Below are 25444 nucleotides of genomic sequence, written 5' to 3' on the forward strand. Positions count from 1 at the left end.
GGGGACCCCGCCCGCGCGCCGCCCGCCCCGCCCGCGGAGCCGTCCGGCCAGGTCAGGAGGGTCCCGCCGGGGCGAACCGGAACGGCCCGTCCCGGTCACGGGGCGGCGGCGTCGATCGCCTTCACGATCCGCTTGTCGGAGACCGGGTAGGCCGTCCCCAGGGCGTGCGCGAAGTAGCTGACCCGGAGCTCCTCGATCATCCAGCGGATGTCCAGGACCTCCTGCGGGACGGGCCTGCCCTGCGGCAGCTGCTCCAGCAGCCAGGCGTACTCGTCCTGCATCTCGTGGACCTTCGCCATGCGCGTGGTGTCGCGCTGGACGGCCGTCGGCATCTGCTGGAGCCGGCGGTCCGCGGCGACCAGGTAGCGCATCAGGTCGGACAGCCTGCGCAGCCCGGTCGCGGTGACGAAGCCCGCCGGCATCAGGGCCGTGAGCTGCTCCCGCACGTCGGCGACGTTGGCGAGCAGGGCGGGGCTGCGGGTGTCCTTCAGCCGCCGCTCGCACGCCTGCCAGGCGGCCAGCACCTGCTGCACCTGCTTGACCGTGTGCTCGGTCAGCGCGACCAGGTCGGCGCGCACCTTGTCGAACAGCGTGCGGTACGACGCCTCGTCCCAGGCGGGGCCGCCGTGCGCGGCGATCAGCCGGTCGGCGGCGGCCGTCGCGCAGTCCTCGAAGAGCGCCTGGACGGAGCCGTGCGGGTTGGCGGACAGGGCCAGCTTCTGCTGGTTCGTCATCTTGTCCAGGGCGAACTTCGCCGGGTTCACCGGCACGTTCAGCATGATCAGCCGACGGGTGCCCAGCCACATCGACCGCTGCTGCTCGGCCTCGGTGTCGAAGAGCCGTACGGCCACGCTCGTGCCCTCGTCCACCAGAGCCGGGTACGCCTTGACCGGCTGACCGGTCCCTCCCCGAGCTCTCGACCTCGCTCGACCGGGGGAGACCCCATCGGTCTCGAAGACCCGGTTCAGCGTGCCGATCGTCCAGTCCGTGAGGCCCGAACGCTCGACGGACTCGCCCGAGGGGCCCGCGGTGGCCGCGGCGGCCTTGGAGAGGGCCTGACGGGCCTTGGGCCGCAGCCGGAGCCGCAGCGCCTCCAGGTCCTTGTCCTCGGCCACCTTGCGGCGCCGCTCGTCGACGATCCGGAAAGTGATCTTCAGGTGCTCGGGGACGCGGCTCAGGTCGAAGTCGTCCGCCGTGACCGGCACGCCGACCATCCGCTGGAGCTCGCGCGCGAGCGTGACCGTCAGCGGCTCCCGCTGTGGCACCGGGCCGCCGGAGGCGGACGGAACGGCCCGGTCCAGGAACTTCTCCGCGTAGTTCGGCGCGGGGACGTAGTGCCGGCGTATCGGCTTGGGCAGCGACCGGATCAGCTCCGTGACCACCTCCAGGCGCAGGCCCGGGATCTGCCAGTCGAAGCCCTCGGCGGTGACCTGGTTGAGCACCTGGAGCGGGATGTGGACGGTCACGCCGTCGGCGTCCGCGCCGGGCTCGAACTGGTACGTCACCCGGAACTTGAGCTTCCCCTGCCGCCAGGAGTCCGGGTAGTCGTCCTTGGTGACGGCCCCGGCCTTCTCGTTGATCAGCATCGAGCGCTCGAAGTCCAGCGCCTCCGGCTCGTCCCGGCGCTTGTGCTTCCACCAGGAGTCGAAGTGCGCCCCGGAGACCACGTGCTCGGGGATCCGCTGGTCGTAGAAGTCGAAGAGCGTCTCGTCGTCCACCAGGATGTCGCGGCGGCGGGCGCGGTGCTCCAGCTCCTCGACCTCGCCCAGCAGCTTGCGGTTGTCGTGGAAGAACTGGTGGTGCGTCCGCCAGTCGCCCTCCACCAGGGCGTGGCGGATGAACAGCTCGCGGGAGGTCTCCGGATCGATCCGGCCGAAATTGATCTTGCGCTGGGCGACGATCGGCACTCCGTACAGCGTGACCCGCTCGAAGGCCATCACCGCCGCCTGGTCCTTCTCCCAGTGCGGCTCGCTGTAGGCGCGCTTCAGCAGATGCTGGGCCAGCGGTTCGATCCACTCCGGCTCGACCTTGGCGTTGACCCGCGCCCACAGCCGGGAGGTCTCGACCAGCTCGGCCGACATCACGAACCGCGGCTGCTTCTTGAAGAGCGCCGACCCCGGGAAGACCGCGAACTTGGCGCCGCGGGCGCCCAGGTACTCGTTCTTGTCGGTGTCCTTCAGCCCGATGTGCGAGAGCAGCCCGGACATCAGCGAGACGTGCACCGACTGCTCGGGCGCGTCCTCCTCGTTGAGGTGGATGTCCATCTGCTTGGCGACCGTGCGCAGCTGCGCGTAGATGTCCTGCCATTCGCGGATGCGCAGGAAGTTCAGATACTCCTGTTTGCACATCCGGCGGAAGCTGGATGAGCCGCGTTCCTTCTGCTGCTCGCGGATGTACCGCCACAGGTTCAGGAACGCCAGGAAGTCGGAGGTCTCGTCCTTGAAGCGGGCGTGCTGCTGATCGGCCTGCGTCTGCTTCTCCGCGGGCCGCTCGCGCGGGTCCTGGATGGAGAGCGCGGCGGCGATCACCATGACCTCGCGGACGCAGCCGTTGCGGTCGGCCTCGACGACCATGCGCGCCAGCCGCGGGTCGACGGGCAGCTGGGAGAGCTTCCGCCCGAGCGGGGTGAGCCGCTGCCCCCTCCGCTTCTCGGGCTTCGCCCCGGGCGCCTCCTCGCGGGCGGCCTTCTCGTTCTGCTCCAGCGCGCCGAGCTCCTGGAGGAGCTGGACGCCGTCGCGGATGTTGCGGTGGTCCGGCGGGTCGATGAAGGGGAACCGCTCGATGTCGCCGAGGCCGGCCGCGGTCATCTGGAGGATGACGGAGGCGAGGTTGGTGCGCAGGATCTCGGGGTCGGTGAACTCCGGACGGGTCAGGAAGTCGTCCTCGGAGTACAGCCGGACGCAGATGCCGTCCGAGGTGCGGCCGCAGCGGCCCTTGCGCTGGTTGGCGCTGGCCTGCGAGATCCGCTCGATCGGCAGGCGCTGGACCTTGGTGCGGTGGCTGTAGCGGGAGATCCGGGCGGTGCCCGGATCGATCACGTACTTGATGCCGGGGACGGTCAGCGAGGTCTCCGCGACGTTCGTCGCCAGCACGATCCGCCGCCCGGTGTGCCGCTGGAAGACGCGGTGCTGCTCGGCGTGCGAGAGACGGGCGTAGAGCGGCAGCACCTCGGTGTGGCGGAGGTTCCGCTTGTTCAGCGCGTCCGCGGTGTCGCGGATCTCGCGCTCGCCGGAGAGGAAGACCAGGATGTCGCCGGGGCCCTCGGACTGGAGCTCGTCGACGGCCTCGCAGATCGCGGTGATCTGGTCCCGGTCGGAGTCGGCCGTGTCTTCGGCGTCCTCCTCCAGCAGCGGCCGGTATCGCACCTCCACCGGGTACGTACGCCCGCTGACCTCGATGATCGGGGCGTCGCCGAAGTGCCGCGAGAACCGCTCGGGGTCGATCGTCGCGGAGGTGATGACGACCTTGAGGTCCGGCCGCCTGGGCAGCAGGCCGGCCAGATAGCCGAGCAGGAAGTCGATGTTCAGCGACCGCTCGTGGGCCTCGTCGATGATGATCGTGTCGTACGCGCGCAGCTCGCGGTCCGTCTGGATCTCCGCGAGCAGGATGCCGTCCGTCATCAGCTTCACGAACGTCGCGTCGGGGTTCACCTGGTCGGTGAAGCGGACCTTCCAGCCGACCGCCTCGCCCAACGGGGTCTTCAGCTCGTCCGCGACGCGCTCGGCGACCGTACGGGCCGCGATCCGGCGGGGCTGGGTGTGCCCGATCATGCCCCGGACGCCGCGCCCCAGCTCCATGCAGATCTTCGGGATCTGCGTGGTCTTGCCCGAGCCCGTCTCCCCGGCGACGATCACGACCTGGTGGTCGCGTATCGCCTCCAGGATCTCGTCCTTCTTCTGGCTGACCGGAAGCTGCTCCGGATACGACACTGCGGGCGCCCGTCCGGCGCGCAGCGCGAGCCGTTCGGCGGCCTTGCCGGCCTCGGTGGCGATCTCGTCCAGCACGGCCTGCCGGGCCTCGGGCTTGCGGATGCGGCGCGCCCCGTCGAGACGGCGGCCGAGCCGGTGTGCGTCGCGGAGCGAGAGCTCTCCGAGCCGGGTCTGGAGATCGGCGAAGGAAGTAGACATACGGACCCCAGGATCTCACCCGGGCGCGAGGAACGGCGAACGCATTTCGCGCGGCCCGGTTCAGCGCGTCGGACGCCGGCCGGCGTCGCACGGCCGCGCGGAACGCCGGCACGTACCATTTCGGGCAGCCGACGTCTTCGGGCAGCCGCTGTCCCGGGCCGCCGGCCCCTTCCCGTCGCCCTCCCGCGGCTCTCCCGCCGCCCGTCCCGTCGCCCGTCCAGCGTCCGTCCCGTTGCCCGTCCTGTTGCCCGTCCCGTCCGGAAAGGCCGGTCGTCGTGCCCGTGTCCGCGTCCATGACCGCGTCCCGTACGCGGTGGAGCTGCCTGCTGGCGGTGTGCGCGGTCGTGCTGGCGCTGTTCTGCGGACCGGGGAGGGACGCCGCGGGCGAGGGGGCGAGCGCCGGGACCACGGCCGGGTCCACAGCCGGGGTCACTGCCGGGGCCGCCGCCACCGGCCCGGCCGCCGCCACCGGCCCGCGCGCGGGCGCGGTCACCGCTCCGGGCGCGGTCGCGCACGCGGTCTCGGACGCGGCGGACGCTCCCGGCGCGACGAACACGACGAGCGCTCCGGACGCCCCGGGCGCGACGGGCGTTCCGGACGCGGCGAGCGCTCCGGACGTGATGAGCGCTCCGGGCGCGGCGAGCGCTCCGGACGTGATGAGCGCTCCGGGCGCGACGGGCGTTCCGGCCGTCGCGGACGCATACGCGCCCACGCGAGCGCTCCCGGACCCGGCGACCGGCCCGGCCGAGGCCGTGGACCCGGCGACCGTCCGGGCCGTCGCCACGGACCCGGACCCGCGCCCCGCCCCCGTTCCCGGATGCGGCAAGAGCCGGAAGCACGAGGACGGCGAACCCGCCCTGCCGGGCCGGTCCCGCGCCGCGTCCGACCAGGTGCCCGGCCTCACCGAATGGGGCCTTCCCGCCGCCACCGGCACGGGACCGGTCGACCCGCCCGTCCGGATACGGCTGCGCGCCCCGGCGCCCGCCGCGCCCACGCCCGTGGAGCTCTCCGTACTGAGGGTGTAGACGACGGCCGGAGTTCCTCCCGCCGTCCCCCCATTCCTCCGCGCGCGCCCTCCGCTGCCGCGCCGTCCGTACGGAGTTTCCGCATGCCCAAGTCCGCTTCCGAGCCCACCCCCGAGCGCACCTCCAAGCCCGCGCGCACGCCGGCGCGCAAGCCCTCGTCCCGTAAGCCGTCGTCCCGCAAGCCCCTGCTCTACGGGGCCGGGGTCGTGCTCGCCGCCGCCGCGCTCGGCTTCGTCTCCTACCGGGCCACCGCCCCCGACCACTCCTCCACGTCCTCGGCCGCCGACGTCACCGCGGATCCGGACGCCGGGGTCTACCCGGCGCTGGAGAAGCTCGCCCGGCGCGACGCCGGCGACGGGCTCGCCCAGGGCCGGGCCGACGCCCCCGTCGTCCTCATCGAGTACGCCGACTTCAAGTGCGGCTACTGCGGCAAGTTCGCCCGCGACACCGAACCCGCCCTGGTGAAGAAGTACGTCGACGACGGCACCCTGCGCATCGAGTGGCGCAACTTCCCGATCTTCGGGGCCGAGTCCGAGGCCGCCGCCCGCGCCGCCTGGGCCGCCGGGCAGCAGGGCCGCTTCTGGGAGTTCCACCGCGCCGCGTACGCCGAGGGCGCCAAGGAGAAGGGGTTCGGCAAGGCCCGGCTGAAGGCCCTCGCCCAGCAGGCCGGCGTCGCGGACCTCGACCGGTTCGCGCGCGACGCGGACAGCGAGGAGGCCGCCGCCGCGGTGAGCGCGGACCAGGAACAGGGGTACGGCATCGGCGCCACCTCCACCCCGTCGTTCCTGATCAACGGCCGCCCGATCGCCGGTGCGCAGCCCATGGAGACCTTCGTCGACGCCATCGAGGCGGCGGCCGGGAAGGCCCGCGCGGCCACCCCCCGGCCCTCGGGCACCGGCGCCGGCCGCGACGCGGGCGGCGCGGAATGACGGCCGACATCGGCTACTTCGCGGCCTTCCTCGGCGGGCTGCTCGCCCTGGTCAGCCCGTGCAGCGCCCTGCTGCTGCCGGCCTTCTTCGCGTACTCCATCGACTCCGCCTCGCGGCTGCTGGCCCGTACCGGCATCTTCTACGCGGGCCTGGCCACCACCCTGGTCCCGCTCGGCGCCGCGGGGTCGTTCGCCGGGCGGCTCTTCTACGGCCACCGCGACGCGCTCGTCCTCGGCGCGGGATGGCTGATCATCGCGCTGGGCGTCGCGCAGATCGTGGGCCTGGGCTTCGCCTCGCGCCGGATCGCCGCCCTCAGCGGCCGGATCCGCCCGACCACCGCGCTCTCGGTCTACGCGCTGGGCGCCGTATACGGACTGGCCGGTTTCTGCGCGGGGCCGATCCTCGGCAGCGTCCTGACCGTGGCGGCGGTCAGCGGCAGCCCGGTCTACGGCGGGCTGCTGCTCGCCGTCTACGCCCTGGGCATGGCGGTCCCGCTCTTCCTGCTCGCCCTGCTCTGGGAGCGGTTCGAGCTGGGCCGCCGGGCCTGGCTGCGCGGCCGCGCCCTCCGGCTCGGCCGTTTCGAACTGCACACCACGACGCTGCTGTCCGGGCTCTTCTTCATCGGTCTCGGGGTGCTGTTCCTGGTGTACGACGGGACGACCGCCCTGCCCGGGCTGCTGGGTGTGGACCAGTCGTTCGCCGTCGAGCAGTGGGCCCGGACGGTCGGGACGCGGGTGAAGGACGGGCCGGCGCTGGTGATCGCGGTCGCCGTGGTGCTGCTGGTCCTGGCGGTACGGGCGTGGCGCGGCCGGCGTACGCCCGCCGGGACCGAACCGGGCGGCGTGAACTCGGCGGACCGCGAGGAGGTGTGACACGACGAAGGCCCCGTCCATCGGACGGGGCCTTCGGGCGGTGGCTGGGGCCGGGATCGAACCGGCGACCTATCGCTTTTCAGGCGATCGCTCGTACCAACTGAGCTACCCAGCCACGCAGCTCGCGTAAGCTGCAGCGGTCCTGACGGGATTTGAACCCGCGGCCTCCACCTTGACAGGGTGGCGAGCACTCCAAACTGCTCCACAGGACCAAGCTATGTGCGAGAACAAGTCTCGCACACGGTGATGCGTGCCCCCAACGGGATTCGAACCCGTGCTACCGCCTTGAAAGGGCGGCGTCCTGGGCCACTAGACGATGAGGGCTAAGGGCCCACCTGGGCGCCTTCCGGCGCGTCGGGGACGTGAGAAGCATATGGGATGCCGGGGGCTATCGCCAAAACGGTTTACGGGCCGGTCCCGGCGGGGGTGCGAGAGGGGCGCGGAGAGCGGGCGCGCGGCCATGACCTGCGTCGGGGCGGGCCGGGCGGGCGTACGGGAGAATGGCGGGGTGCTGGAGATGACGCGCGAGGAGTTCGAGGAACTGGTCGCCGAGGCGCTGGACCGGATCCCGCCGGAGCTGACACGGCTGATGGACAACGTGGCGGTGTTCGTCGAGGACGAACCGGACCCGGCCGATCCGGAGCTGCTCGGGCTGTACGAGGGCACGCCGCTGACCGAGCGCGGCGAGTGGTACGCGGGAGTGCTGCCGGACCGGATCACCGTCTACCGCGGGCCGACGCTCCGGATGTGCGAGTCGCGCGAGGACGTGGTCGCGGAGACCGAGATCACGGTCGTCCATGAGATCGCCCACCACTTCGGCATCGACGACGAGAGGCTGCACGCGCTCGGCTACGGGTGAGCGCGCGGCCCCGGGCGACGCGTCCGGCTTCCCGGCGCGCGGATCGGGCGCCGTTCCTCCTGCTCCTTCGCCCATCGGCTTCCCGGTGCGCGCGGCCGGCGGCCGGCGCGGGGGATCGGGCGTACGGGCGCGAGCGGCGCTCGGCGTGTACGCGCGGAGCCCGTGTGGGCCCCGGACGCCCGGGCGGCGGGGCCGGGGCCCGGGGCGCGCGGCCGGCGTGGGCGGCGTGGGCGGCGTCCGGGCGGTCGGTGGCGGGGCCCAGGGGCGCTCGGGGAACGCGGGGGGCGGGTGCGCCGTGCGCGCGGGCGTGCACGGCACGCGGGGGCGCGGTGACCGAGCCGTACGAGGACGCGGCTCAGGGGGCGTGCGGGAGGTGCGGCTGACGCGCGGGCGACGCGCGCGCCGGACTCATGGGGCGTGTCCCCGGCGGGTCGCCGGTAGTTGGACACATGGGGGCACATGGCCGGCCGTTCCGGCCCGTGCCGCTTCGCCCGCCCCTCCCGCCGCTCTCCCCGCCCCGCTCCTCCCCGTCTTCTGCTCCCCGCCCCGCTCCTCCCCGTATCCCCCCGGAGGTACCGCCCGTGCGCCAACTGTCCGTTTCCGCCCGCTGGGCGGCCGTCATCGCGGTGACGGCCGCCGCGTCCGCAGGCTGTATGAGCATCGGCGACGACGAGGGCAAGCCCGCCTCGAAGCCGTCGTCCAGGCCGAAGGGGAGCACGGCCGGGCCGGACGGCGACACCGTCTCCGGCGCGGGCGGCTCCCGCTTCGGCGGCGGGCGCGCCGAGGCGCACTCCGAGCGGGAGACGGCCGAGTCCACCGCGCCGAGCGCCTCCGCCGCCCCCTCGGACTCGCCCGGCGCCCTGCCCCGGGCGGAGCAGGGCGGGGCGGACGCGCCGGAGGAGCCGGGCGTTCCGGCGCCGCCGCGCGGCAGCGGGCAGCCGCGGCCCGAGAGCTCGCAGCCGGGCGCCGAGACGCCGCAGCGGCCGGAGACCCCGCCGCCGTCCGAGCCGCCCGCCCCCGAGCCGCCGGTCACCCCCCAACCGGAGCCCTCGGAACCGTTGCCGCAGCCGTCCTCCTCCCCGGCGGCCGAGCTCCGCGCCTACGCGATGAGCCTGCCGAGCGAGGAGGAGGGGCTGGGGACGCCGGACGCCTCGCCGCAGACGGGTCCGGCGCAGACGAATCCGGCGTAGCCGGGCCCGGCATGGCGCGCGGGGGCGCGCGGGAGGGGGCCGGGCGGCGGCGCCGGGCGACCCCGGGCGCGCGGGCGCGGTTTGCGCGATGCGGGGGTGAGTGCGTATGGTGGCAGATCGTTTGATCCCATTGCCCGGCGCCGAAACAGAAGCGCGCCGTGTGGCGCGTACTCTCCCTTGCCGTGGCTGGACCGCATTGAGGCGGTCGAAATTGCGAATCACGGAGTTACGGGCGCGTGCCGAGACTCCGGAAGGTTTCGCATTTCGCATGTCAATTTCCAGTTCTGACCGCGCCGTCATGCCCGAGAGCATCGAGAACGAGCAGCTCGTCGAGGCCGAGCAGGCCGTCGAGACCGAGCAGCTCGAAGCGCAGTCCGCCGAGGCCCAGCGGTCCGTCGGGACCGAGGCGTCCGTCGAGGCCGAGCAGGCCGTCGCCGCCGACGCCGAGCGGGACGACGAGGAAGGCGCCGACGAGTCCGGCCCGTCCGTCACCTTCGCCGACCTGGGGCTGCCCGAGGGCATCGTCCGCAAGCTCGCGCAGAACGGCGTGACCACGCCCTTCCCGATCCAGGCCGCGACCATCCCGGACGCCCTGGCCGGCAAGGACATCCTGGGCCGCGGCCGTACCGGTTCCGGCAAGACGCTCTCCTTCGGCCTGCCGACCCTGGCCGCCCTGGCCGACGGCCGGACCGAGAAGAAGAAGCCCCGCGCGGTCATCCTCACCCCGACCCGTGAGCTCGCGATGCAGGTCGCGGACGCGCTCCAGCCGTACGGCGACGTGCTCGGCCTGAAGATGAAGGTCGTCTGCGGCGGTACGTCGATGGGCAACCAGATCTACGCCCTGGAGCGCGGCGTCGACATCCTCGTCGCCACCCCGGGCCGGCTGCGCGACATCATCAACCGGGGCGCCTGCTCCCTGGAGAACGTCCAGGTGGCCGTCCTCGACGAGGCCGACCAGATGTCCGACCTGGGCTTCCTGCCCGAGGTCACCGAGCTGCTCGACCAGGTCCCGGCCGGCGGCCAGCGCATGCTCTTCTCCGCCACGATGGAGAACGAGATCGGCACGCTGGTCAAGCGCTACCTGAACAGCCCGGTCAGCCACGAGGTCGACAGCGCCCAGGGCAACGTCACGACCATGACGCACCACGTCCTCGTGGTGAAGCCGAAGGACAAGGCGCCGGTCACCTCCGCCATCGCCGCCCGCAAGGGCCGCACCATCATCTTCGTCCGCACCCAGCTGGGCGCCGACCGCGTCGCCGAGCAGCTCGTCGAGGCGGGCGTCAAGGCGGACGCGCTCCACGGCGGCATGACGCAGGGCGCCCGCACCCGGGTGCTCGCGGACTTCAAGGACGGTTACGTCAACGCGCTCGTCGCGACCGACGTGGCCGCCCGGGGCATCCACGTCGACGGCATCGACCTGGTGCTGAACGTGGACCCGGCCGGCGACCACAAGGACTACCTGCACCGTTCGGGCCGCACCGCCCGCGCCGGCAAGTCCGGGGTCGTCGTCTCGCTGGCGCTGCCGCACCAGCGCCGTCAGATCTTCCGCCTGATGGAGGACGCGGGCGTCGACGCCTCGCGCCACATCGTGTCCGGGGCGGGCGCCTTCGACCCGGAGGTCGCGGAGATCACCGGCGCCCGTTCGCTGACCGAGGTCCAGGCCGACTCGGCGGCCAACGCCGCCAAGCAGGCCGAGCGCGAGGTCGTCGAGCTGACCAGGCAGCTGGAGCGGGTCCAGCGCCGCGCCAACGAACTGCGCGAGGAGGCGGACCGCCTGGTCGCCCGGGCCGCGCGCGAGCGGGGCGAGGACCCCGAGGCCGCGGTGGCCGAGGTCGTCGCCGAGGCGGAGGCCGCCATCGAGGCCGCCGTCTCCGTGCCGGAGCAGCCCTCCGCGCGGGACGACCGGCGCGACGAGCGCGGCAACTTCGAGCGTCGCGACAGCCGCGACAGCCGTGACAGCCGTGACAGCCGTGACGGCCGGGGCGGTTACCGCGGAAGCTCCGACCGCCGTGACGACCGTGGGGACCGCGGGGACCGTGGTTTCCAGCGCCGTGACGACCGTTCGTCGGGTGGTTTCCGTCGTGACGGCGACCGTCCGTCCTTCGGCCGCGACCGTCGTGATGACCGTGGGGAGCGCGGGGACCGTGGTTTCCAGCGCCGCGATGACCGTTCGTCGGGTGGTTTCCGTCGTGACGGCGACCGTCCGTCCTTCGGCCGCGACCGTCGTGATGACCGTGGGGAGCGCGGGGACCGTGGTTTCCAGCGCCGTGACGACCGTTCGTCGGGTGGTTTCCGTCGTGACGGCGACCGTCCGTCCTTCGGCCGCGACCGTCGTGACGACCGTCCGTCGGGCGGCTTCCGCTCCGGTGGCGGCGACCGCCCGTACAACCGGGACCGGCGCGACGACCGCCCCTCCAGCGGCTTCCGTTCCGGCGGCGGCGACCGCCCGTACGGCCGGCGTGACGACCACCGCGGCACCGGTTCCTTCGGCCGCCGCGAGGACAAGCCGCGCTGGAAGCGCAACGGCTGAGGCCATGACGCCGACCCACTGACCGGCGACGGAAGGCGGGCCCGCTCCTTCGGGACGGGCCCGCCTTCCGCGTCTCCGCCTCGGCCGCAGGGCCGTTCCCGGCGTCCGCGACGCGGCCGTACGACCGTCCCCGGCGTCCGCGACCCGGCCGTACGGGGCCGTTTCACCCTCCCCGCGGCCCGCCCGGTTCACCGGCACGGCCCCGGTGACCGCATGGCCGCGCCTCCGCGCGGGAACCGCTGGGGGCATGACAAAAGACACGGGTGAGGACAGGACACCGCCGGGCGTGTCCGACGAGGAACGCCTCGCACAGCTCGGGTACACCCAGACGCTGGCCCGGCGCATGTCGGCGTTCTCCAACTACGCGGTCTCGTTCACGATCATCTCGGTGCTCTCCGGCTGCCTCACGCTCTATCTCTTCGGCATGCGGACCGGCGGGCCCGCCGTCATCACCTGGGGCTGGGTCGGCGTCGGGCTGATGACGCTGTTCGTCGGCCTGGCGATGGCCGAGATCTGTTCGGCGTACCCGACCTCCGCCGGCCTCTACTTCTGGGCCCATCGGCTGGCCCCGCCCCGCACCGCGGCGGCCTGGGCTTGGTTCACGGGCTGGTTCAACGTCCTGGGCCAGGTCGCGGTCACGGCTGGGATCGACTTCGGGGCGGCGTCCTTCCTGGGCGCCTACCTGAACCTCCAGTTCGGCTTCGAGGTCACGCCGGCCCGCACGATCCTGCTCTTCGCCGCGATCCTGCTGCTGCACGGGCTGCTCAACACCTTCGGCGTCGGCATCGTCGCCTTTCTGAACAGCGTGAGCGTGTGGTGGCACGTCCTCGGCGTCGTCGTCATCGTCGGCGCGCTGACCTTCGTCCCGGACACGCATCAGCCGGCGTCGTTCGTCTTCACCGGGTTCGTGAACGGGACCGGCTGGGGCAGCGGCCTCTACGTCGTGCTGCTCGGCCTGCTGATGGCCCAGTACACGTTCACCGGCTACGACGCCTCCGCCCACATGACGGAGGAGACCCACGACGCGGCGACGGCCGGCCCGCGCGGCATCGTCCGGTCCATCTGGACCTCCTGGATCGCCGGTCTCGCCCTGCTCCTCGGCTTCACGTTCGCCATCCAGTCCTACGAGGGGGCGCTGAACTCCCCGACGGGCGCCCCGCCCGCCCAGATCCTCCTGGACGCCCTCGGCGCGACCACGGGCAAGCTCCTGCTGCTGATCGTGATCGGCGCCCAGCTGTTCTGCGGCATGGCCTCCGTCACCGCCAACAGCCGCATGATCTACGCCTTCTCCCGGGACGGGGCGCTGCCCTTCTCCCGCCTCTGGCACACCGTCAGCCCCCGCACTCGCACCCCCGTCGCCGCGGTCTGGCTCGCCGCCCTCGGCGCCCTCGCCCTGGGCCTGCCGTACCTGATCAACGAGACGGCGTACGCGGCGGTGACCTCGATCGCCGTGATCGGCCTGTACATCGCCTATGTCGTCCCCACCCTGCTCCGCCTGCTCCGGGGCGACGACTTCACCCCCGGCCCCTGGCACCTGGGCCGCTGGTCCCGCCCGATCGGCGCCGTCGCGGTGGTCTGGGTCCTGGTCATCACGGTGCTCTTCATGCTGCCGCAGGTCTCGCCGGTCACCTGGGAGACGTTCAACTACGCCCCCGTCGCGGTCCTGGTCGTGCTCGGCTTCGCGGCGGCCTGGTGGCTGGCCTCCGCCCGTCACTGGTTCCTCCGCCCGGACCGTGGACGCGCCCCCGCCGCCGACACCGCCGCGTCCTCCGCCCGTACCCCCTGATCCAGCCATGACGGGGCCCGGCAGTCGATACCCGATCGGCTGGCGGGCCGCGGCGAGCTATGCTCAGGGATGGTTCGGCGAGGGCCGTTAGCTCAATTGGCAGAGCAGCGGACTTTTAATCCGTTGGTTGTGGGTTCGAGTCCCACACGGCCTACCGACGGCGGGGAGGGAGACCCTCCGATCCGCCGCGAGCGCCCCGACCGGTTCCGACCGGGCGGGGCGCTGCGTCGTTCGGGGCGATGCGCGCGAGCGGACGGACCGACGGCTTCGCGTACGCGCCGTGCGTCGCGGCCGGTCCCCGCTCCCGCGCCTTCCTGATGTCCCGTCAGTACGTCGGCCGTCCCGTCAGTGCGCCGGCCCGCCGTGCGCCATCCGTCGCCGGTCGGGCGATCAGGCGGTCGGGCGGCGTGGACCGGCCGCGGATTCGGCGCCCGTCCATCAATTGGTCACGAGGGCGTCGAACATGGCGTAGAGTTGTGTTCACCGACGCGGGGTGGAGCAGCTCGGTAGCTCGCTGGGCTCATAACCCAGAGGTCGCAGGTTCAAATCCTGTCCCCGCTACTGAAGAATTGGGCCCGGCACGTTATACAGCGTGCCGGGCCCCATTCGTTTTGGGGTGGAAGGGGCTTCCGGCGCGGTTGGACGGGCCGGATGAGGTGCGGCCGGGGGACGTGGCGGGTGGGTCTGGTGTGGCAGGGCGGTATGTGAGGTGCGCCACGTACCTACCCCATTGGGTGATGAGGATTCGCCGCGCGGCGTCGTTCCGGCGAGCCTGGGACGGGGCGCGGTACCGTCCGCAGCCGCGCGTGTACCGGGCAGGAGACCACAGGTGTGGAAGCGGCTGAAGCGGCGCGGCGGGCCTGAGGGGGCCGGAGGCGTCGGTTCGAGGCGGTTCGTGCGTGCCCTTCCGGCCCTGATGATCATCGGTGGGCTGGTGTTCGACCTGCTCACGCCGCCGGTGTTCACCGCCATTCCGCTGTTCGTGGCGGCGCCGCTGATCGCCGCGCCGTTCTTCTCGCTGTCCAGCACCATCAGCACCGGCGTCGCCTCGATGCTGGCCGTGGTCGCCCTCCGGCTGGCCAGCGACTCGCTGCCGCGGGCCGTGCCGCTGATCGAGCTGCTCACGCTGGCCACCGTCTCGGTCCTGGCGGTGCTGATCAACCGGGTGGTGCGGCGGAGCAACGAGCAGCTGGCCTCCGCGCGGGTCATCGCGGCGACCGCCATGCGGGCGGTGCTGCCGAAGCCGTCCGACCGGATCGGCGGGCTGCACGTGGCCGCGCGGTACGTGGCGGCGCAGGCGGACGAGTTCGTGGGCGGCGATCTGTTCGCCGTGATGGACACCCCGCACGGGGTGCGGCTGGTGGTCGGGGACGTACGGGGGAAGGGGCTCGACGCCGTGGGCACGGTGGCGGTGGTCATCGGGGCGTTCCGGGAGGCGGCCGAGCAGGAGCGTTCGCTGGAGGGGGTCGCGCAGCGGCTGGAGCGCGCGCTGGCGCGCGAGGGCGGAACGCGCCGGGGCGCGCTCGACGCCGTCGAGGGTTTCACCACCGCCGTGCTGGCCGAGATCCCGTCCGGTCTGACCCGGGTCCGGATCGTCAACCGGGGGCATCCGGAGCCGATCCTGCTGCACCCCGACGGGGAGCTGGAGGTGCTGGAGCCCTCGATGCCCGCGCTGCCGCTCGGGATGGACCTGGGGGCGTGGCCCGACCGGGCGGACGAGTGGGAACTGTCGCCCGGGACGACGCTGCTGCTGTACACGGACGGGCTCTCCGAGGCGCGGGACGCCGGGGGGATCTTCTATGATCCGGCGGCCCGGCTGCGCGGACGGATCTTCCCCGGGCCGGAGGAGCTGCTGTCCGCGCTGACCGATGACGTGCGGCTGCACACGGGAGGCGTGTCCACCGACGACATGGCCCTTCTCGCGGTCGTGCGTCCGGCGGCGGGGCAGCCGGACCGGCGCAGGACCGTCCGGATCGTCGGGGCCGACCCGGAGTGACCGGGCGGGCGCGGCGTGGCGCGGGCGGTTCGGCCGCGTCGGCCGTGACCGGTTCGCCCGCGCCGGCCGTGGCAGGTTCGCCCGTGCCGCGCCGCGCTGTGGCCGACGCGCCGCGCCGTGAACGCCGCGCCGTACTGCGCCCGGTGCGCCGGCTGTCGCGGCGCCCGGTGCGCCGGCCGCCGCGGTTGCCACGGTGCGTGATCGGGGAACATCTCTCCGCATAACATTTGACGCAACGTCAGAAACGGGGTAGTGGCTGAGGGGTGTTCAACTCGTCTGGGTACGCCCCGAGATATCCCGTAAAGTCCAGGCCAGAGGCGTGAGCGATCAGTGGGAACGGCTTGGAATCGGACCCGGGTGTCTATTAACGTTCGATAACGCAGCGCGGTCGTCCCAGCCGTCGCCAGAGGCGGCACCGTGCGCGTGCGCCGAATCCCGAGAGGGAACCGGGGAACCATCACCTTGGGGTGAATCGGACATTCGTGTCTCGTGAGAGGCGCGGGTCCGTAGGAGACCTTCCTGCTCCGAACCCGTCAGCTAACCCGGTAGGCGAGAAGGAAGGAAAGGAGTGCGCCCCCGTGGCGTCCAACCAGCCTGCCCCCGAGGCCCCCGTCCGGCTCGACTCCGCATTCGGCCCCGGCCACGGCGCCGACTTCGGCCCCGGTCATGGCGCGGATTCCGCTTACTGCACGGATTCCGGATATGGCACGGTCCCCGGTTACGGCATGGATTCCGGTTATGGCATGGATCCCGGTTACGACTCCGCCCCCGGTGTCGTCTACGGCTCCGACCACGGGACGATCGGGATGGCGGCGGTGACCGCTCCCGGACACGGCTCCGACGGCGTCGTGGATCATGGGGCCGGACCGGACGCGTTCTCCGCCGCGGGCCTGCCCGTCGGGGAGTTCGGCGTCGACGGCGACCGCGGTCCCGAGCGCGCCTGGGGGGAGTGGAACCCCACCGAGGAGTCCGTCCGCCCGGTACGCGGCAAGCACCGGGTCGCCAAGCAGCGCAACGGACTGGCCCGCAGCTCCGCGGTGCTCGGGGTCGGCGTCATCGCGGCGGTCGGCGCGGGCGGCATGGCCACCGCGCAGAGCAAGCCCCCGGTCTCCATCTCCCTCCCCGACTCCATCGCGGACAACCTGCCGGACGCCTCGTCCCTGCCCGGAGTGGGCTCCCTCCTCCCCGGCTCGTCCGAGGACGACAAAGCCGGGACCACCGACCCGCTCACCACCGCCGGCATCACCACCGCCGAGGCCGAGCAGGGCGCGACCGACGCGGGCGAGGCGCTCCGCGCCCGCATCCTCCAGCAGGCCGAGCAGCAGCAGTCCGCCGCCGACGCCGAGGCCCGTGAGGCCCAGGAGAAGGCCGCCGCGGAGAAGGCCGCCGCCGAGGCCAAGAAGCAGCAGGACGAGGCCGAGGCCAAGGCCGCCGCCGAGAAGAAGAAGGCGGAGGAGGAGGCCAAGAAGAAGGCCGAGGCCCTCCGGCTGGCCAAGCTCGCCGCCAGCTACGCCATCCCGACCAGCTCGTACACCCTCACCTCGACCTTCGGCCAGGCCGGCACGATGTGGGCCTCCGGCCACCACACCGGCCTCGACTTCGCGGCCCCGACGGGCACCCCGCTCAAGGCCATCCACGGAGGCACCGTCAAGTCGGCGGGCTGGTCCGGCTCGTACGGCTACCGCACGGTGCTGGAGCTGGAGGACGGCACGGAGCTGTGGTACTGCCACCAGTCGTCCATCGGCGTCAGCGTCGGTCAGAAGGTCTCCACCGGTGAGACCATCGGCCGGGTCGGCGCGACCGGCAATGTGACGGGCCCGCACCTGCACCTGGAGGTTCACGCCTCCGACGGCACGGGCGTCGACCCGATGACCTGGCTGCGGAGCAAGGGCCTCAACCCCTGAACCGGAGCAAGGGCCTCGCCCCCGGACACGGGGGCTTCAGCCCCTGAGCCCGGAGCCTTGGCCCTGAGCCCGGAGCCCTGAGCCCGGAGCCTTGGCCCTGAGCCCTGAGCCCTGAGCCCGGGGCCTCGGTCCTGAACCCAGGCGCCCGGCATCGGTTCACCAGCCCGGTCGCGGGCCTCGCCTCGCCTCGCGCGACGGGCGCCGGGAGCTCGTGCGACGGGGCGCCGGGAGTACGGGCGTCGGCCCCCGAGGGGCGGGCGGGCCGCCGTCGGAGGTGCCGCCGAACGGCGGATGCCCGGAATACCCGCTCGGCGGGGGCGCGTTGATCGGCATATGACTTCTCTCCGCAAGCTCGGCTCCTCCGATCTGCAGGTCTTCCCCCTCGCCCTGGGCGGCAACGTCTTCGGCTGGACGGCTGACGAGGCGCAGTCGTTCGCCGTGCTGGACGCCTACACGGCGGCGGGCGGCAACTTCGTCGACACGGCCGACACCTACTCCTCCTGGGTGCCGGGCAACGAGGGCGGTGAGTCGGAGACCGTCATCGGCAAGTGGCTCGCGTCCCGCCCCGACCGCTCCGACGTCGTCGTCGCCACCAAGGTCGGCGCCCACCCCCGGTACAAGGGACTCTCCGCCGCGAACATCAGGGCGGCGGCGGACGAGTCGCTGCGCAGGCTCGGCAGGGACCGCATCGACCTCTACTACACGCACTTCGACGACGAGACCGTGCCGGTCGAGGAGATCATCACCGCCCTCGACGGGCTGGTGAAGGCCGGCAAGGTGCGGGAGATCGCCGCCTCCAACATCAGCCCCGAGCGGCTCCAGGCGTCCCTGGACTTCTCGGAGCGCGAGGGTCTGGCCCGTTACGTCGCCCTCCAGCCGCACTACAACCTGGTCTCCCGGGACACCTACGAGGGCCCGCTCCAGGCTGTGGCCGAGCGCGCCGGGCTCGCCGCCGTTCCGTACTACGCCCTGGCCTCCGGCTTCCTCACCGGCAAGTACCGGGTGGGCGCCCGGGTGGAGAGCGCGCGTGCGGAGGGCGCGAAGAAGCACCTGGAGTCGGAGCGGGGGCAGAAGGTCCTCGCCGCCCTCGACGCGGTCGCCCGGGCGCACGAGGCGGAGGTCGCGACCGTCGCGCTGGCCTGGCTCGCGTCCCGGCCGACCGTCGTCGCGCCGATCGCCTCGGCCCGTACGGTCGAGCAGCTGCCCGCGCTGCTGGCCGTCGCCGGCCTCCGGCTCACCGAGCAGGAGCTGGCCGCCCTCGACGAGGCGTCCGCCTGACGGCACGCCTCCGGGCGGGGTGCCGCCCGGTCAGCGGGGCGGTGTCCGGTACGGGTTGTAGCCCACGCCGTACGTCTGGTGGGGCGGCGGGAACGGGGACGGAGGCGGCGGGGGCGGGCGCAGGAGGCCCGTCGCCTGCGCCGCGTAGGTCAGGGCCGGCGCGGCCACGTCCCTGCGCTGCCAGAGGTGGTGCAGCAGCTCGGCTTCACGGGCGGCGAAGTCCGGGCCGGCCGTCCCGCGGCGGGCCTGCCGCCGGAGTGACGCCAGCGACGTCGCGAACGACTCGTACTCGGCGACGGTACGCGCGGCGGCCTTGCCCCGGGCCTTCGCCCGCGCCTTGTCCTGTGCCGCGACCCGCGCTGCGGCGTACCCGTGTCCGTGCCCCGTGCCGTATGCGGTCGCGGGGGCCGGACCGTAGGAAGGCGCGGGGGCGGCGTTGTACGGGGGCACGGGGGCCGGGCCGTACACGGGCGCGGGCATCGGGCCGTACGCGGGCGCGGGGCCGGGGCCGTACGGGGCGGCCCAGCCGCCTCCGGTGCCGAGGGAGTGCCGGTGGCGGGCCACGTCGCGGGCCATGCCCCGGGCGCGCATGGAGGAGAGCGCGACCGGTTCGGCGGGGGTCAGCCAGCCGGCCGCCGCGTAGGCGGGCAGCTCGGCGGCGAGGGCACGCAGCTCCCGCCGCCGCGACCAGATCGCCAGCCAGGTCACCAGGCCGAAGGCCGGGACCATGAACACCCCGTACACGGCGTAGAAGGCGTACGGGCCGAAGGACGCCGACCCGTTCCACAGCGCGTGCATGCCCATGGCGAGGACGAGGCCCAGCAGCGGCAGCGCGACACGGCGGAACCGCCGGTTCCGGGCACCGGCGGCGGCGAGCCCGAAGCCCGTTCCCGTCAGCACCGTGAAGAGCGGATGCGCGAACGGCGACATCACCGCCCGTACGAAGAACGTGGCGGCGGTCACAGAGACGACGCCCGAGGTGCCGATCTGCTGGTCCTCCCCGAAGGCGTTGCCCAGGTAGAGGATGTTCTCGGTGAAGGCGAAGCCCGTCGCGGTGAAGCCGGCGACCACGATGCCGTCGACGACCCCGTTGAAATCACGTCTTCGGAACAGGAAGACCAGCAGGACGGCGGCGGCCTTGGCGCTCTCCTCGACGACCGGCGCTATGACCGCGGCCCCGAGGGTGTCCGCGTTCGACTGGTCGGCGGTGGCCGTGGCTATCCAGCGGGTCGCGAAGGAGTTCGCGAGGATCGCGATCAGGGCGGCCGCGAAAGCCCCCCAGGCGAGGGCGAACAGCAGATTCCGCCAGGGTGCCGGCTCGACCCGGTCCAGCCAGCGGAACGCCGCCAGCAGCAGCGGCACGGGGAGCACCGCCAGGCCCAGGCCGACGAGGAAGCCCTCGGTGCCGGTCTGGTCACGGACCAGGGCCAGGATCGCCAGGCCGCACAGCGCGAGCACCGCGCACACGGCCACGATGCGGAACGTCCTGCTGCGCCAGACGATGCCGACGCGGCGCGGGCGGTAGCGCCAGTGGCCGCGCTCCGGCACGGCAGCCAGGATCTCGCCGACCCGCTGCTCCTCGAGGAGCGGGACGGCCGGCTGCGGCCGTCGTTGCTGGACAGGCCCTTCGGACACCACCCCACGACCCTAACGAGCGCCACTGACACCGGCCACGGGGCATGGACCTACGGGCGCACGGACCGACGGGGGTGCGGACCGCCGGGGCACGGACCGCCGGGGTGCGGACCCATGGGGCGTGGGCTGACGGGCTGTGGGACCCGCAGGAGTGGACTACGGGACCCAGGAGGCCCACGGGGTCCGGGACCGCCCCGCCCCGGCCCGGTGGGGCTCAGCGGCGGGTGAACAGCAGGTCGTGCACGACGTGGCCCTTGTCGAGCCCCTGGCCCTCGAACCGGGTCTGCGGCCGGAACGCCGGTCGCGGCGCGTAGCCGCCGTCGGCGACGGTGTTCTCGAAGAGGGGGTGCGCGGTCAGCACCTCCAGCATCTGCTCGGCGTACGGCTCCCAGTCGGTCGCGCAGTGGACCAGGGCGCCCGGCTTCAGCCGCTGGGCCACCAGGTCCAGGAACTCCGGCTGGATCAGCCGCCGCTTGTGGTGGCGCTTCTTGGGCCAGGGGTCGGGGAAGTACACCCGCAGCCCGTCCAGCGAATCCGGCTTCAGCATCTCGCGCAGCAGGATGATCGCGTCCCCGTTGGCGACGCGGATGTTGGAGAGGCCGTGGCGGTCCGCGAGCCCGAGCAGATTGCCCTGGCCGGGTGTGTGCACATCGACCGCGAGGATGCCCGTTCCGGGGTCGTCGGCGGCCATCCGGGCGGTGGCCTCGCCCATGCCGAACCCGATCTCCAGCACGACCGGGAGCCCGTCGAACATCTCGGGCAGGTCGAGGACCCGTCGCCCGTCGATGTCCAGGCCCCACTGGGGCCAGAGCTTCAGCAGGGCGCTCTCCTGGCCGGGCGTGACCCGGCTGCGACGCGGCTGGAAGCTGCGGATCCGGCGTTCGTGGTGCGAGCCGGCCGGGTCGACGGCGGGCCCGCCGGGGAACCGCGGCTCCTGGCGCAGCCTGCGCTGCCGCTCGAAGGCGGCGGCACGCAGGTCGTCCGGAATCCCGGCGGCGTCCGCCGACGGAGCCGGGGACGGGCCTGCGGCGGGATGCGTGGCGGCGTTCGCGGAGGGGCTCGCGGCGGGGCTCGCAGAGCGGTTCGCGGAGGGGTTCGAGGACTCAGACACAATGCCCCGATTCTACGGCGGGCGGCCTCCACCCCGTCTCCCGTGCCCGGAGCAGCGCCCTGCGCGCCACCTCCCGCCCGATGGGCAGGGAGGCCGTCGCGGCGGGCGACGGGGCGTTCAGCACGTGGACGGTGTGCGGGGCCTCGCGGATCAGGAAGTCGTCCACCAGGGTGCCGTCGCGCAGCACCGCCTGCGCCCTGACCCCGGCCGGGGCGGGCCGCAGATCGGCCTCCGTGACGTCGGGCAGCCGCCGCCGCACCGCCGAGGTGAACGCCTGCTTCGACAGCGACCGCCGCATCTCGCCCGCCCCGTACCGCCAGTGCCGCCGCGCGATCCGCCAGGCGCCGGGCCAGGTCAGGGTGTCCGCCAGCTCGTGGGGGCGCACCACGGACCAGTCGTATCCCTCACGGGCGAGCGCGGGCACCGCGTTCGGGCCGACGTGGACGCCGCCGTCGTGGCCCCGGGTCAGGTGCACACCGAGGAACGGGAACGCCGGGTCGGGCACCGGATAGACCAGGCCGCGCACCAGCTCCGGCCGCGTCAGCTCGTAGTACTCGCCCCGGAACGGCACGATCCGCACCCCGGGGTCGTCGCCCGCGAGCCGCGCCACCCGGTCGCAGTGCAGCCCCGCGCAGTTGACCAGCACCCGGGCCCGCACCACCGCGCCGTCCGCCGTGCGCACCGCCACGCCCCAGGAGCGCCGGTCGACCGAGACGACGTCCGAGCCGTACCGGATCACTCCGCCCGCCGCGCCCACCTCGGCGGCGAGCCGCGTCGCGACCGCGGCGAAGTCGCACACCCCGGTCGTCCCGACATGGATCGCGGCGAGCCCGCGCACCGCCGGTTCGTACTCGGTGATCTGGGCCGGTCCCAGCTCCCGCACCGGCAGTCCGTGCCGTCGGCCGCGCTGGACCAGGGCGTGCAGCCGGGGCAGCTCGGCGCGGTCGGTGGCGACGATCAGCTTGCCGGTCACCGCGTGCGCGATGCCGTGCTCGGCGCAGAACTCGGCCATCTCGGCGGCGCCGCGCAGCGCGTAACGGGCCTTGAGCGAGCCGGGAGCGTAGTAGATGCCGCTGTGGATCACGCCGCTGTTGCGCCCGGTCTGGTGGCGGGCGGGGCCGGGCTCCTTCTCCAGCACCGTCACCCGGGTGCCCGGGGCGGCGCGCGTGAGGGCGTACGCCGTCGACAGACCGACGATTCCGCCGCCGATCACCAGCACGTCGCTGTCGTACGCCGCGCGCGTCGTCACCACGCCACCTCCCACCCCGATAGTGCACTGACCCACTGACAACCCGCTCAAACCAGTGGCGTCCAGCGTGGCGCGTATCTTCGCAGAACGTTTATGCGAGACGACGGTGCGTGCGGGGTGTTTCGCGCAGGTGAGCGCGTCATGCGCGTCATGCGCGTCATGCGCGGAGGGGCGGTGGAGGAGCGGAGGGGCGGCGGCGGGCGTGGGTGGAGGGGGACGTGGTGTGCGCGCCCGGCCCGGCGGTGTCCCGCCGGGCCGGGCGCGGGCCGGTCAGGCGGGCGCCACCAGCAGGGGCCGGGCCCGTTCCCGCAGCTCGGCCACGCGGGGCTCGTGTCCGTACGGTTCGAGCCGGTGCAGCAGATCCCGTACGTACTCCGTGGTCCGGGCGGAGGAGATGCGGCCCGCGACCTCGACCGCGCGGGCGCCCGCCGCGCAGGCCGCGTCGAGGTTGCCCGACTCCAGTTCGGCGACCGCCGAGACCACCAGCCGCAGCCCGTGCGAGCGGACGAACTCCTCGGTGGGCCGGGACAGGGCCTGCTCGGTGAAGCGCCGCACCTGCCGGGGCGCTTTCAGGTCGAGGTGGCACTCCGCGGCGTCGGCCGCGAACCTGTCGTACGAGTAGAAGCCCAGCCACGACGGGTCCGCGTCGCCGTCCCGGGAACGCTCCAGCCAGCCCTCGGCGGCCTTCAGCGCGGCCCCCGCGGCCGGCGCGTCGTTCGCCTTCGCGTGGGCGCGCGCCTCCACCAGGCGGAAGAAGCTCATGGTGCGGGCCGTGGCCAGTCCGCGATTGCGCTCGACGGCCGCCTGGGCGAGGTCGACCCCCTCGTCGGCGAAGCCGCGGTAGGTCGCCTGCAACGACATCGACGCGAGGACGTATCCCCCGAGGGGGACGTCGGCCGCGGCCCGCGCGAGTCTGAGCGCCTGGATGTAGTAGCGCTGCGCGGCCTCCTGCTGGCCGGTGTCGAAGGCCATCCACCCGGCGAGACGCGTCAGCTCGGCCGCCGCGCCGAAGAGCGCCCTGCCCACCTCGTCGCTGTACGAACCGAGGAGCAGCGGCGCCGCGTCGACCCGTAAACACTCGGGGACCATGGAGGAACGCCAGTCCCCGCCGCCGTACTTGGAGTCCCAGCGCCGGGCGTCCTGGGCCGCCTCGCGCAGCTTGGCGACGTCGCTGTGACCGACCCGCAGGGGGGATATGTCGCTGGTCACCGGGGGCGTGACCAGGGTCGCCCCGGCGCTCGCGCCGCCCGCGGACCGGGGGGACGCCGCCGGTGCGGCCCCGGGCGCCGCCTGGACGGAGGAGGGCACGGCCCTGGACGCGGACGGGGTCTGCGGCCCCAACCGGCCGGGGCCGGACGCCGCGCGCGGGGACCCGGGGCCGGACTGGGCGGCCTGGCCGGTCTGCGCGCCGGGGGCCGGACGCGGGTCGGCTGCGGCGGCCCGCGCACCCGGCTGCCGCCGGACGCCGGGGGCCCCGGCTGTCCCGGCCGCCCCTGCGGCCCCGGCTGTCCCGGAGGTTCCGGCCGGTTTCGCCGCGCCGGACGGGCCGCGCCCGGCGCCGGCGGCGTCCGCCGCCGTGCCCGGAGTCGCCGCGTGCGCCCCCGCACCCGTGTGTGCGCCCTCCGCGCCCGGGGTGCCGAACATGGCCGCCCGGGCGGCGTCGGCATCCCGCTCCACCGACGGATCGGCGGGGGATATCAGCCAGCGGGACGCGGGGGTCGCGTACGCGCTGACCGAGAACGAGCCCGCGAGCGACTGCCAGATCCCGCCGCCGCCCGCCCGCCGACCGGCCAGATCCAGCCGGTACAGCTCGGTCGCGGAACGGACCGCCTCGGCCACATCGCGCGGGAAGGCGAGACCGACCTCCGGTGCCGGATCGGCGTCCGCGAGCCCGATCTCGTGCAGCGGGACCGGCCGGCCGAGCTTGGCGCCGATCGCCGCGGCGATGAGATGGGGGGCGGCCCCCTGCGGCACCATGCCCTTGGAGACCCAGCGGGCCACCGAGGTCTTGTCGTACCGGAGGGTCAGACCGCGTTGCGCCCCGAGGTCGTTGACCCGCCGGGCGAGTCCGGCGTTGCTGATTCCCGCGAGGGCGAGAACGGTTCCGAGCTTCTCGTTCGGTCCGCGTTGCTCCCTGGACATGCGTCACCCCTCGACACACAGACGGCCGCCGCGTCGCCGTCGTGGCGCGCGGCATTCGTACCGTGTCCTCCCCAGGGACGGACCCCGGCACTCCGGCCGCACACGTATGTGGCGGAGTCCCGAGGAATATGCCTCCTGCCGAGAACCTCAGTGAACCCAGCGTAGTTCGCCGCATCCCCACCGTTAAGGGGCAGACCTCCGTATGGCGGGAATGTTGTCCGTGCGGCGCGGACGGCGCGCACCGTCGCGCGGATGCCGCCGCCGAGCCGGTCGCGGGGGCGGTCGGAGGGCGGTCGCGAGGTGGTCGCGAGGCGTTCGCGGGGTGGTCGCGGGCCGGCCGCCGGGCGGTCGCGAACGGGGCGCGGAACGGGGCGCGGAACGGGTGCGGGCGCGGCCCGGGGGGCCGGGTGCGCGCGTGGCCCGGGGGTCGGCCGACGCGTCGTCGGCGCCGGGGCCGCGTCCGCCGGGTGCCCCCGTCCGTGCGCTCCCGGAGGCGGCGGCCGCGCGGCCCGAAGACGGCGTCCGTGCAGCGTGGAGGGGGTGTTCGCCCAGCGTGGCGGCGGTGTCCGCGCGGTTTCGCGCGTGCCCCTGGCGTGTGGCCGTGCGCCCGGCCGTGCGCTCTCGTCCGGTCGTTTCGGAGGGGCTTCCATGGGTGCTGCGTGGGTCGGCCCACTGCCTTGGAACCAGTGGGCTGGGGGACACTGCCGCCTCATTCCCCGCAGGCGGCGGACCGGTCCGGGAGGCGGGCGACGCCTCCCGGACCGTGCGCCGGGACCGGCGCGGACGCGGACGCCGGGCACGGCCCCGGGAG

15 protein-coding genes, 5 tRNA genes and 1 riboswitch are annotated in these 25444 nt (G+C 73.8%); of the genes, 12 read left to right on the plus strand and 8 right to left on the minus strand.

What is annotated here, in order from left to right:
- Window positions 1-95: 95 nt before the first annotated feature.
- Complete coding sequence (hrpA, locus tag WA762_RS03075) at window positions 96-4127, minus strand: ATP-dependent RNA helicase HrpA (RefSeq protein WP_335932659.1); 4032 nt, start codon at window positions 4125-4127, stop codon at window positions 96-98.
- A gap of 275 nt (window positions 4128-4402) precedes the next feature.
- Between hrpA and WA762_RS03080 the strand changes: the two genes are divergently transcribed.
- From WA762_RS03080 to WA762_RS03090, 3 genes are all read left to right on the plus strand, one after another.
- Window positions 4403-5152 carry a hypothetical protein gene (locus tag WA762_RS03080; protein WP_335932660.1) on the plus strand — a complete coding sequence of 250 codons (750 nt, stop codon included), beginning with the start codon at window positions 4403-4405 and terminating at the stop codon, window positions 5150-5152.
- Window positions 5153-5235: 83 nt separating this feature from the next.
- Window positions 5236-6081 (plus strand): DsbA family protein, encoded by an 846-nt coding sequence (locus tag WA762_RS03085; protein WP_335932661.1) that lies wholly within the window; start codon window positions 5236-5238, stop codon window positions 6079-6081.
- The gene (locus WA762_RS03090) at window positions 6078-6953 is read left to right on the plus strand and encodes a cytochrome c biogenesis CcdA family protein (protein WP_335932662.1); all 876 of its coding nucleotides are present in this window, start codon (window positions 6078-6080) and stop codon (window positions 6951-6953) included. The genes WA762_RS03085 and WA762_RS03090 overlap by 4 nt, the downstream gene beginning before the upstream one ends.
- Window positions 6954-6994: 41 nt before the next feature.
- Here the strand turns inward: WA762_RS03090 and WA762_RS03095 are convergent.
- From WA762_RS03095 to WA762_RS03105, 3 genes are all read right to left on the minus strand, one after another.
- Window positions 6995-7068 (minus strand) — tRNA-Phe (locus WA762_RS03095).
- Window positions 7069-7090: 22 nt separating this feature from the next.
- Window positions 7091-7165 (minus strand) — tRNA-Asp (locus WA762_RS03100).
- A 39-nt stretch (window positions 7166-7204) separates the two neighbouring features.
- Window positions 7205-7277 (minus strand) — tRNA-Glu (locus WA762_RS03105).
- A gap of 184 nt (window positions 7278-7461) precedes the next feature.
- Here WA762_RS03105 and WA762_RS03110 point away from each other — a divergent pair.
- The 9 genes from WA762_RS03110 to WA762_RS03150 all read left to right on the plus strand — a co-directional run bounded on the left by WA762_RS03110 (window position 7462) and on the right by WA762_RS03150 (window position 18496).
- Window positions 7462-7812: a metallopeptidase family protein gene (locus WA762_RS03110; RefSeq protein WP_335932663.1), complete on the plus strand. Its 351-nt coding sequence runs from the start codon at window positions 7462-7464 to the stop codon at window positions 7810-7812.
- A 581-nt stretch (window positions 7813-8393) separates the two neighbouring features.
- Complete coding sequence (locus WA762_RS03115) at window positions 8394-9002, plus strand: hypothetical protein (RefSeq protein WP_335932664.1); 609 nt, start codon at window positions 8394-8396, stop codon at window positions 9000-9002.
- A gap of 298 nt (window positions 9003-9300) precedes the next feature.
- On the plus strand, window positions 9301-11532 hold the full coding sequence (locus tag WA762_RS03120; protein WP_335932665.1) for a DEAD/DEAH box helicase: 2232 nt from the start codon (window positions 9301-9303) through the stop codon (window positions 11530-11532).
- A gap of 247 nt (window positions 11533-11779) precedes the next feature.
- Window positions 11780-13318 (plus strand): amino acid permease, encoded by a 1539-nt coding sequence (locus WA762_RS03125; RefSeq protein ID WP_335932666.1) that lies wholly within the window; start codon window positions 11780-11782, stop codon window positions 13316-13318.
- A gap of 81 nt (window positions 13319-13399) precedes the next feature.
- A tRNA-Lys gene (locus WA762_RS03130) sits at window positions 13400-13472 on the plus strand.
- A 333-nt stretch (window positions 13473-13805) separates the two neighbouring features.
- Window positions 13806-13879: transfer RNA gene (locus WA762_RS03135), tRNA-Met, on the plus strand.
- A gap of 268 nt (window positions 13880-14147) precedes the next feature.
- Window positions 14148-15314, plus strand: coding sequence for a PP2C family protein-serine/threonine phosphatase (locus WA762_RS03140; RefSeq protein ID WP_443080499.1), 1167 nt, complete (start codon window positions 14148-14150; stop codon window positions 15312-15314).
- A gap of 416 nt (window positions 15315-15730) precedes the next feature.
- A riboswitch (cyclic di-AMP (ydaO/yuaA leader) is annotated at window positions 15731-15881 on the plus strand.
- A 239-nt stretch (window positions 15882-16120) separates the two neighbouring features.
- Complete coding sequence (locus WA762_RS03145) at window positions 16121-17218, plus strand: M23 family metallopeptidase (protein ID WP_443080503.1); 1098 nt, start codon at window positions 16121-16123, stop codon at window positions 17216-17218.
- Between the two features lie 333 nt (window positions 17219-17551).
- Window positions 17552-18496, plus strand: a complete 945-nt coding sequence (locus tag WA762_RS03150; protein WP_335932667.1) for an aldo/keto reductase — start codon at window positions 17552-17554, stop codon at window positions 18494-18496.
- Window positions 18497-18526: 30 nt separating this feature from the next.
- Here the strand turns inward: WA762_RS03150 and WA762_RS03155 are convergent, their stop codons facing one another.
- The 4 genes from WA762_RS03155 to WA762_RS03170 all read right to left on the minus strand — a co-directional run bounded on the left by WA762_RS03155 (window position 18527) and on the right by WA762_RS03170 (window position 24633).
- Window positions 18527-20131: a PrsW family glutamic-type intramembrane protease gene (locus tag WA762_RS03155; RefSeq protein ID WP_335932701.1), complete on the minus strand. Its 1605-nt coding sequence runs from the start codon at window positions 20129-20131 to the stop codon at window positions 18527-18529.
- A gap of 214 nt (window positions 20132-20345) precedes the next feature.
- Window positions 20346-21242, minus strand: a complete 897-nt coding sequence (gene trmB, locus WA762_RS03160) for a tRNA (guanosine(46)-N7)-methyltransferase TrmB (protein ID WP_335932668.1) — start codon at window positions 21240-21242, stop codon at window positions 20346-20348.
- A complete protein-coding gene (gene lhgO / locus WA762_RS03165; RefSeq protein ID WP_335932703.1) occupies window positions 21235-22491 on the minus strand; it encodes an L-2-hydroxyglutarate oxidase in 1257 nt (418 codons plus the stop codon). The genes trmB and lhgO overlap by 8 nt, the downstream gene beginning before the upstream one ends.
- Before the next feature lie 270 nt (window positions 22492-22761).
- Window positions 22762-24633, minus strand: coding sequence for a sporulation protein (locus tag WA762_RS03170; RefSeq protein WP_335932669.1), 1872 nt, complete (start codon window positions 24631-24633; stop codon window positions 22762-22764).
- Window positions 24634-25444: the final 811 nt, after the last annotated feature.

Origin of the sequence: Streptomyces tyrfis (assembly GCF_037034285.1) — a bacterium.
Classification (GTDB): Bacteria; Actinomycetota; Actinomycetes; order Streptomycetales; family Streptomycetaceae; genus Streptomyces.

Coding starts and splice junctions, on each gene's coding strand:
- hrpA (WP_335932659.1), bottom strand. CDS start 4,127: ATGTCTACTTCCTTCGCCGATCTCCAGACCCGGCTCGGAGAGCTCTCG.
- WA762_RS03085 (WP_335932661.1), top strand. CDS start 5,236: ATGCCCAAGTCCGCTTCCGAGCCCACCCCCGAGCGCACCTCCAAGCCC.
- WA762_RS03090 (WP_335932662.1), top strand. CDS start 6,078: ATGACGGCCGACATCGGCTACTTCGCGGCCTTCCTCGGCGGGCTGCTC.
- WA762_RS03120 (WP_335932665.1), top strand. CDS start 9,301: ATGCCCGAGAGCATCGAGAACGAGCAGCTCGTCGAGGCCGAGCAGGCC.
- WA762_RS03125 (WP_335932666.1), top strand. CDS start 11,780: ATGACAAAAGACACGGGTGAGGACAGGACACCGCCGGGCGTGTCCGAC.
- WA762_RS03145 (WP_443080503.1), top strand. CDS start 16,121: ATGGCGGCGGTGACCGCTCCCGGACACGGCTCCGACGGCGTCGTGGAT.
- WA762_RS03150 (WP_335932667.1), top strand. CDS start 17,552: ATGACTTCTCTCCGCAAGCTCGGCTCCTCCGATCTGCAGGTCTTCCCC.
- WA762_RS03170 (WP_335932669.1), bottom strand. CDS start 24,633: ATGTCCAGGGAGCAACGCGGACCGAACGAGAAGCTCGGAACCGTTCTC.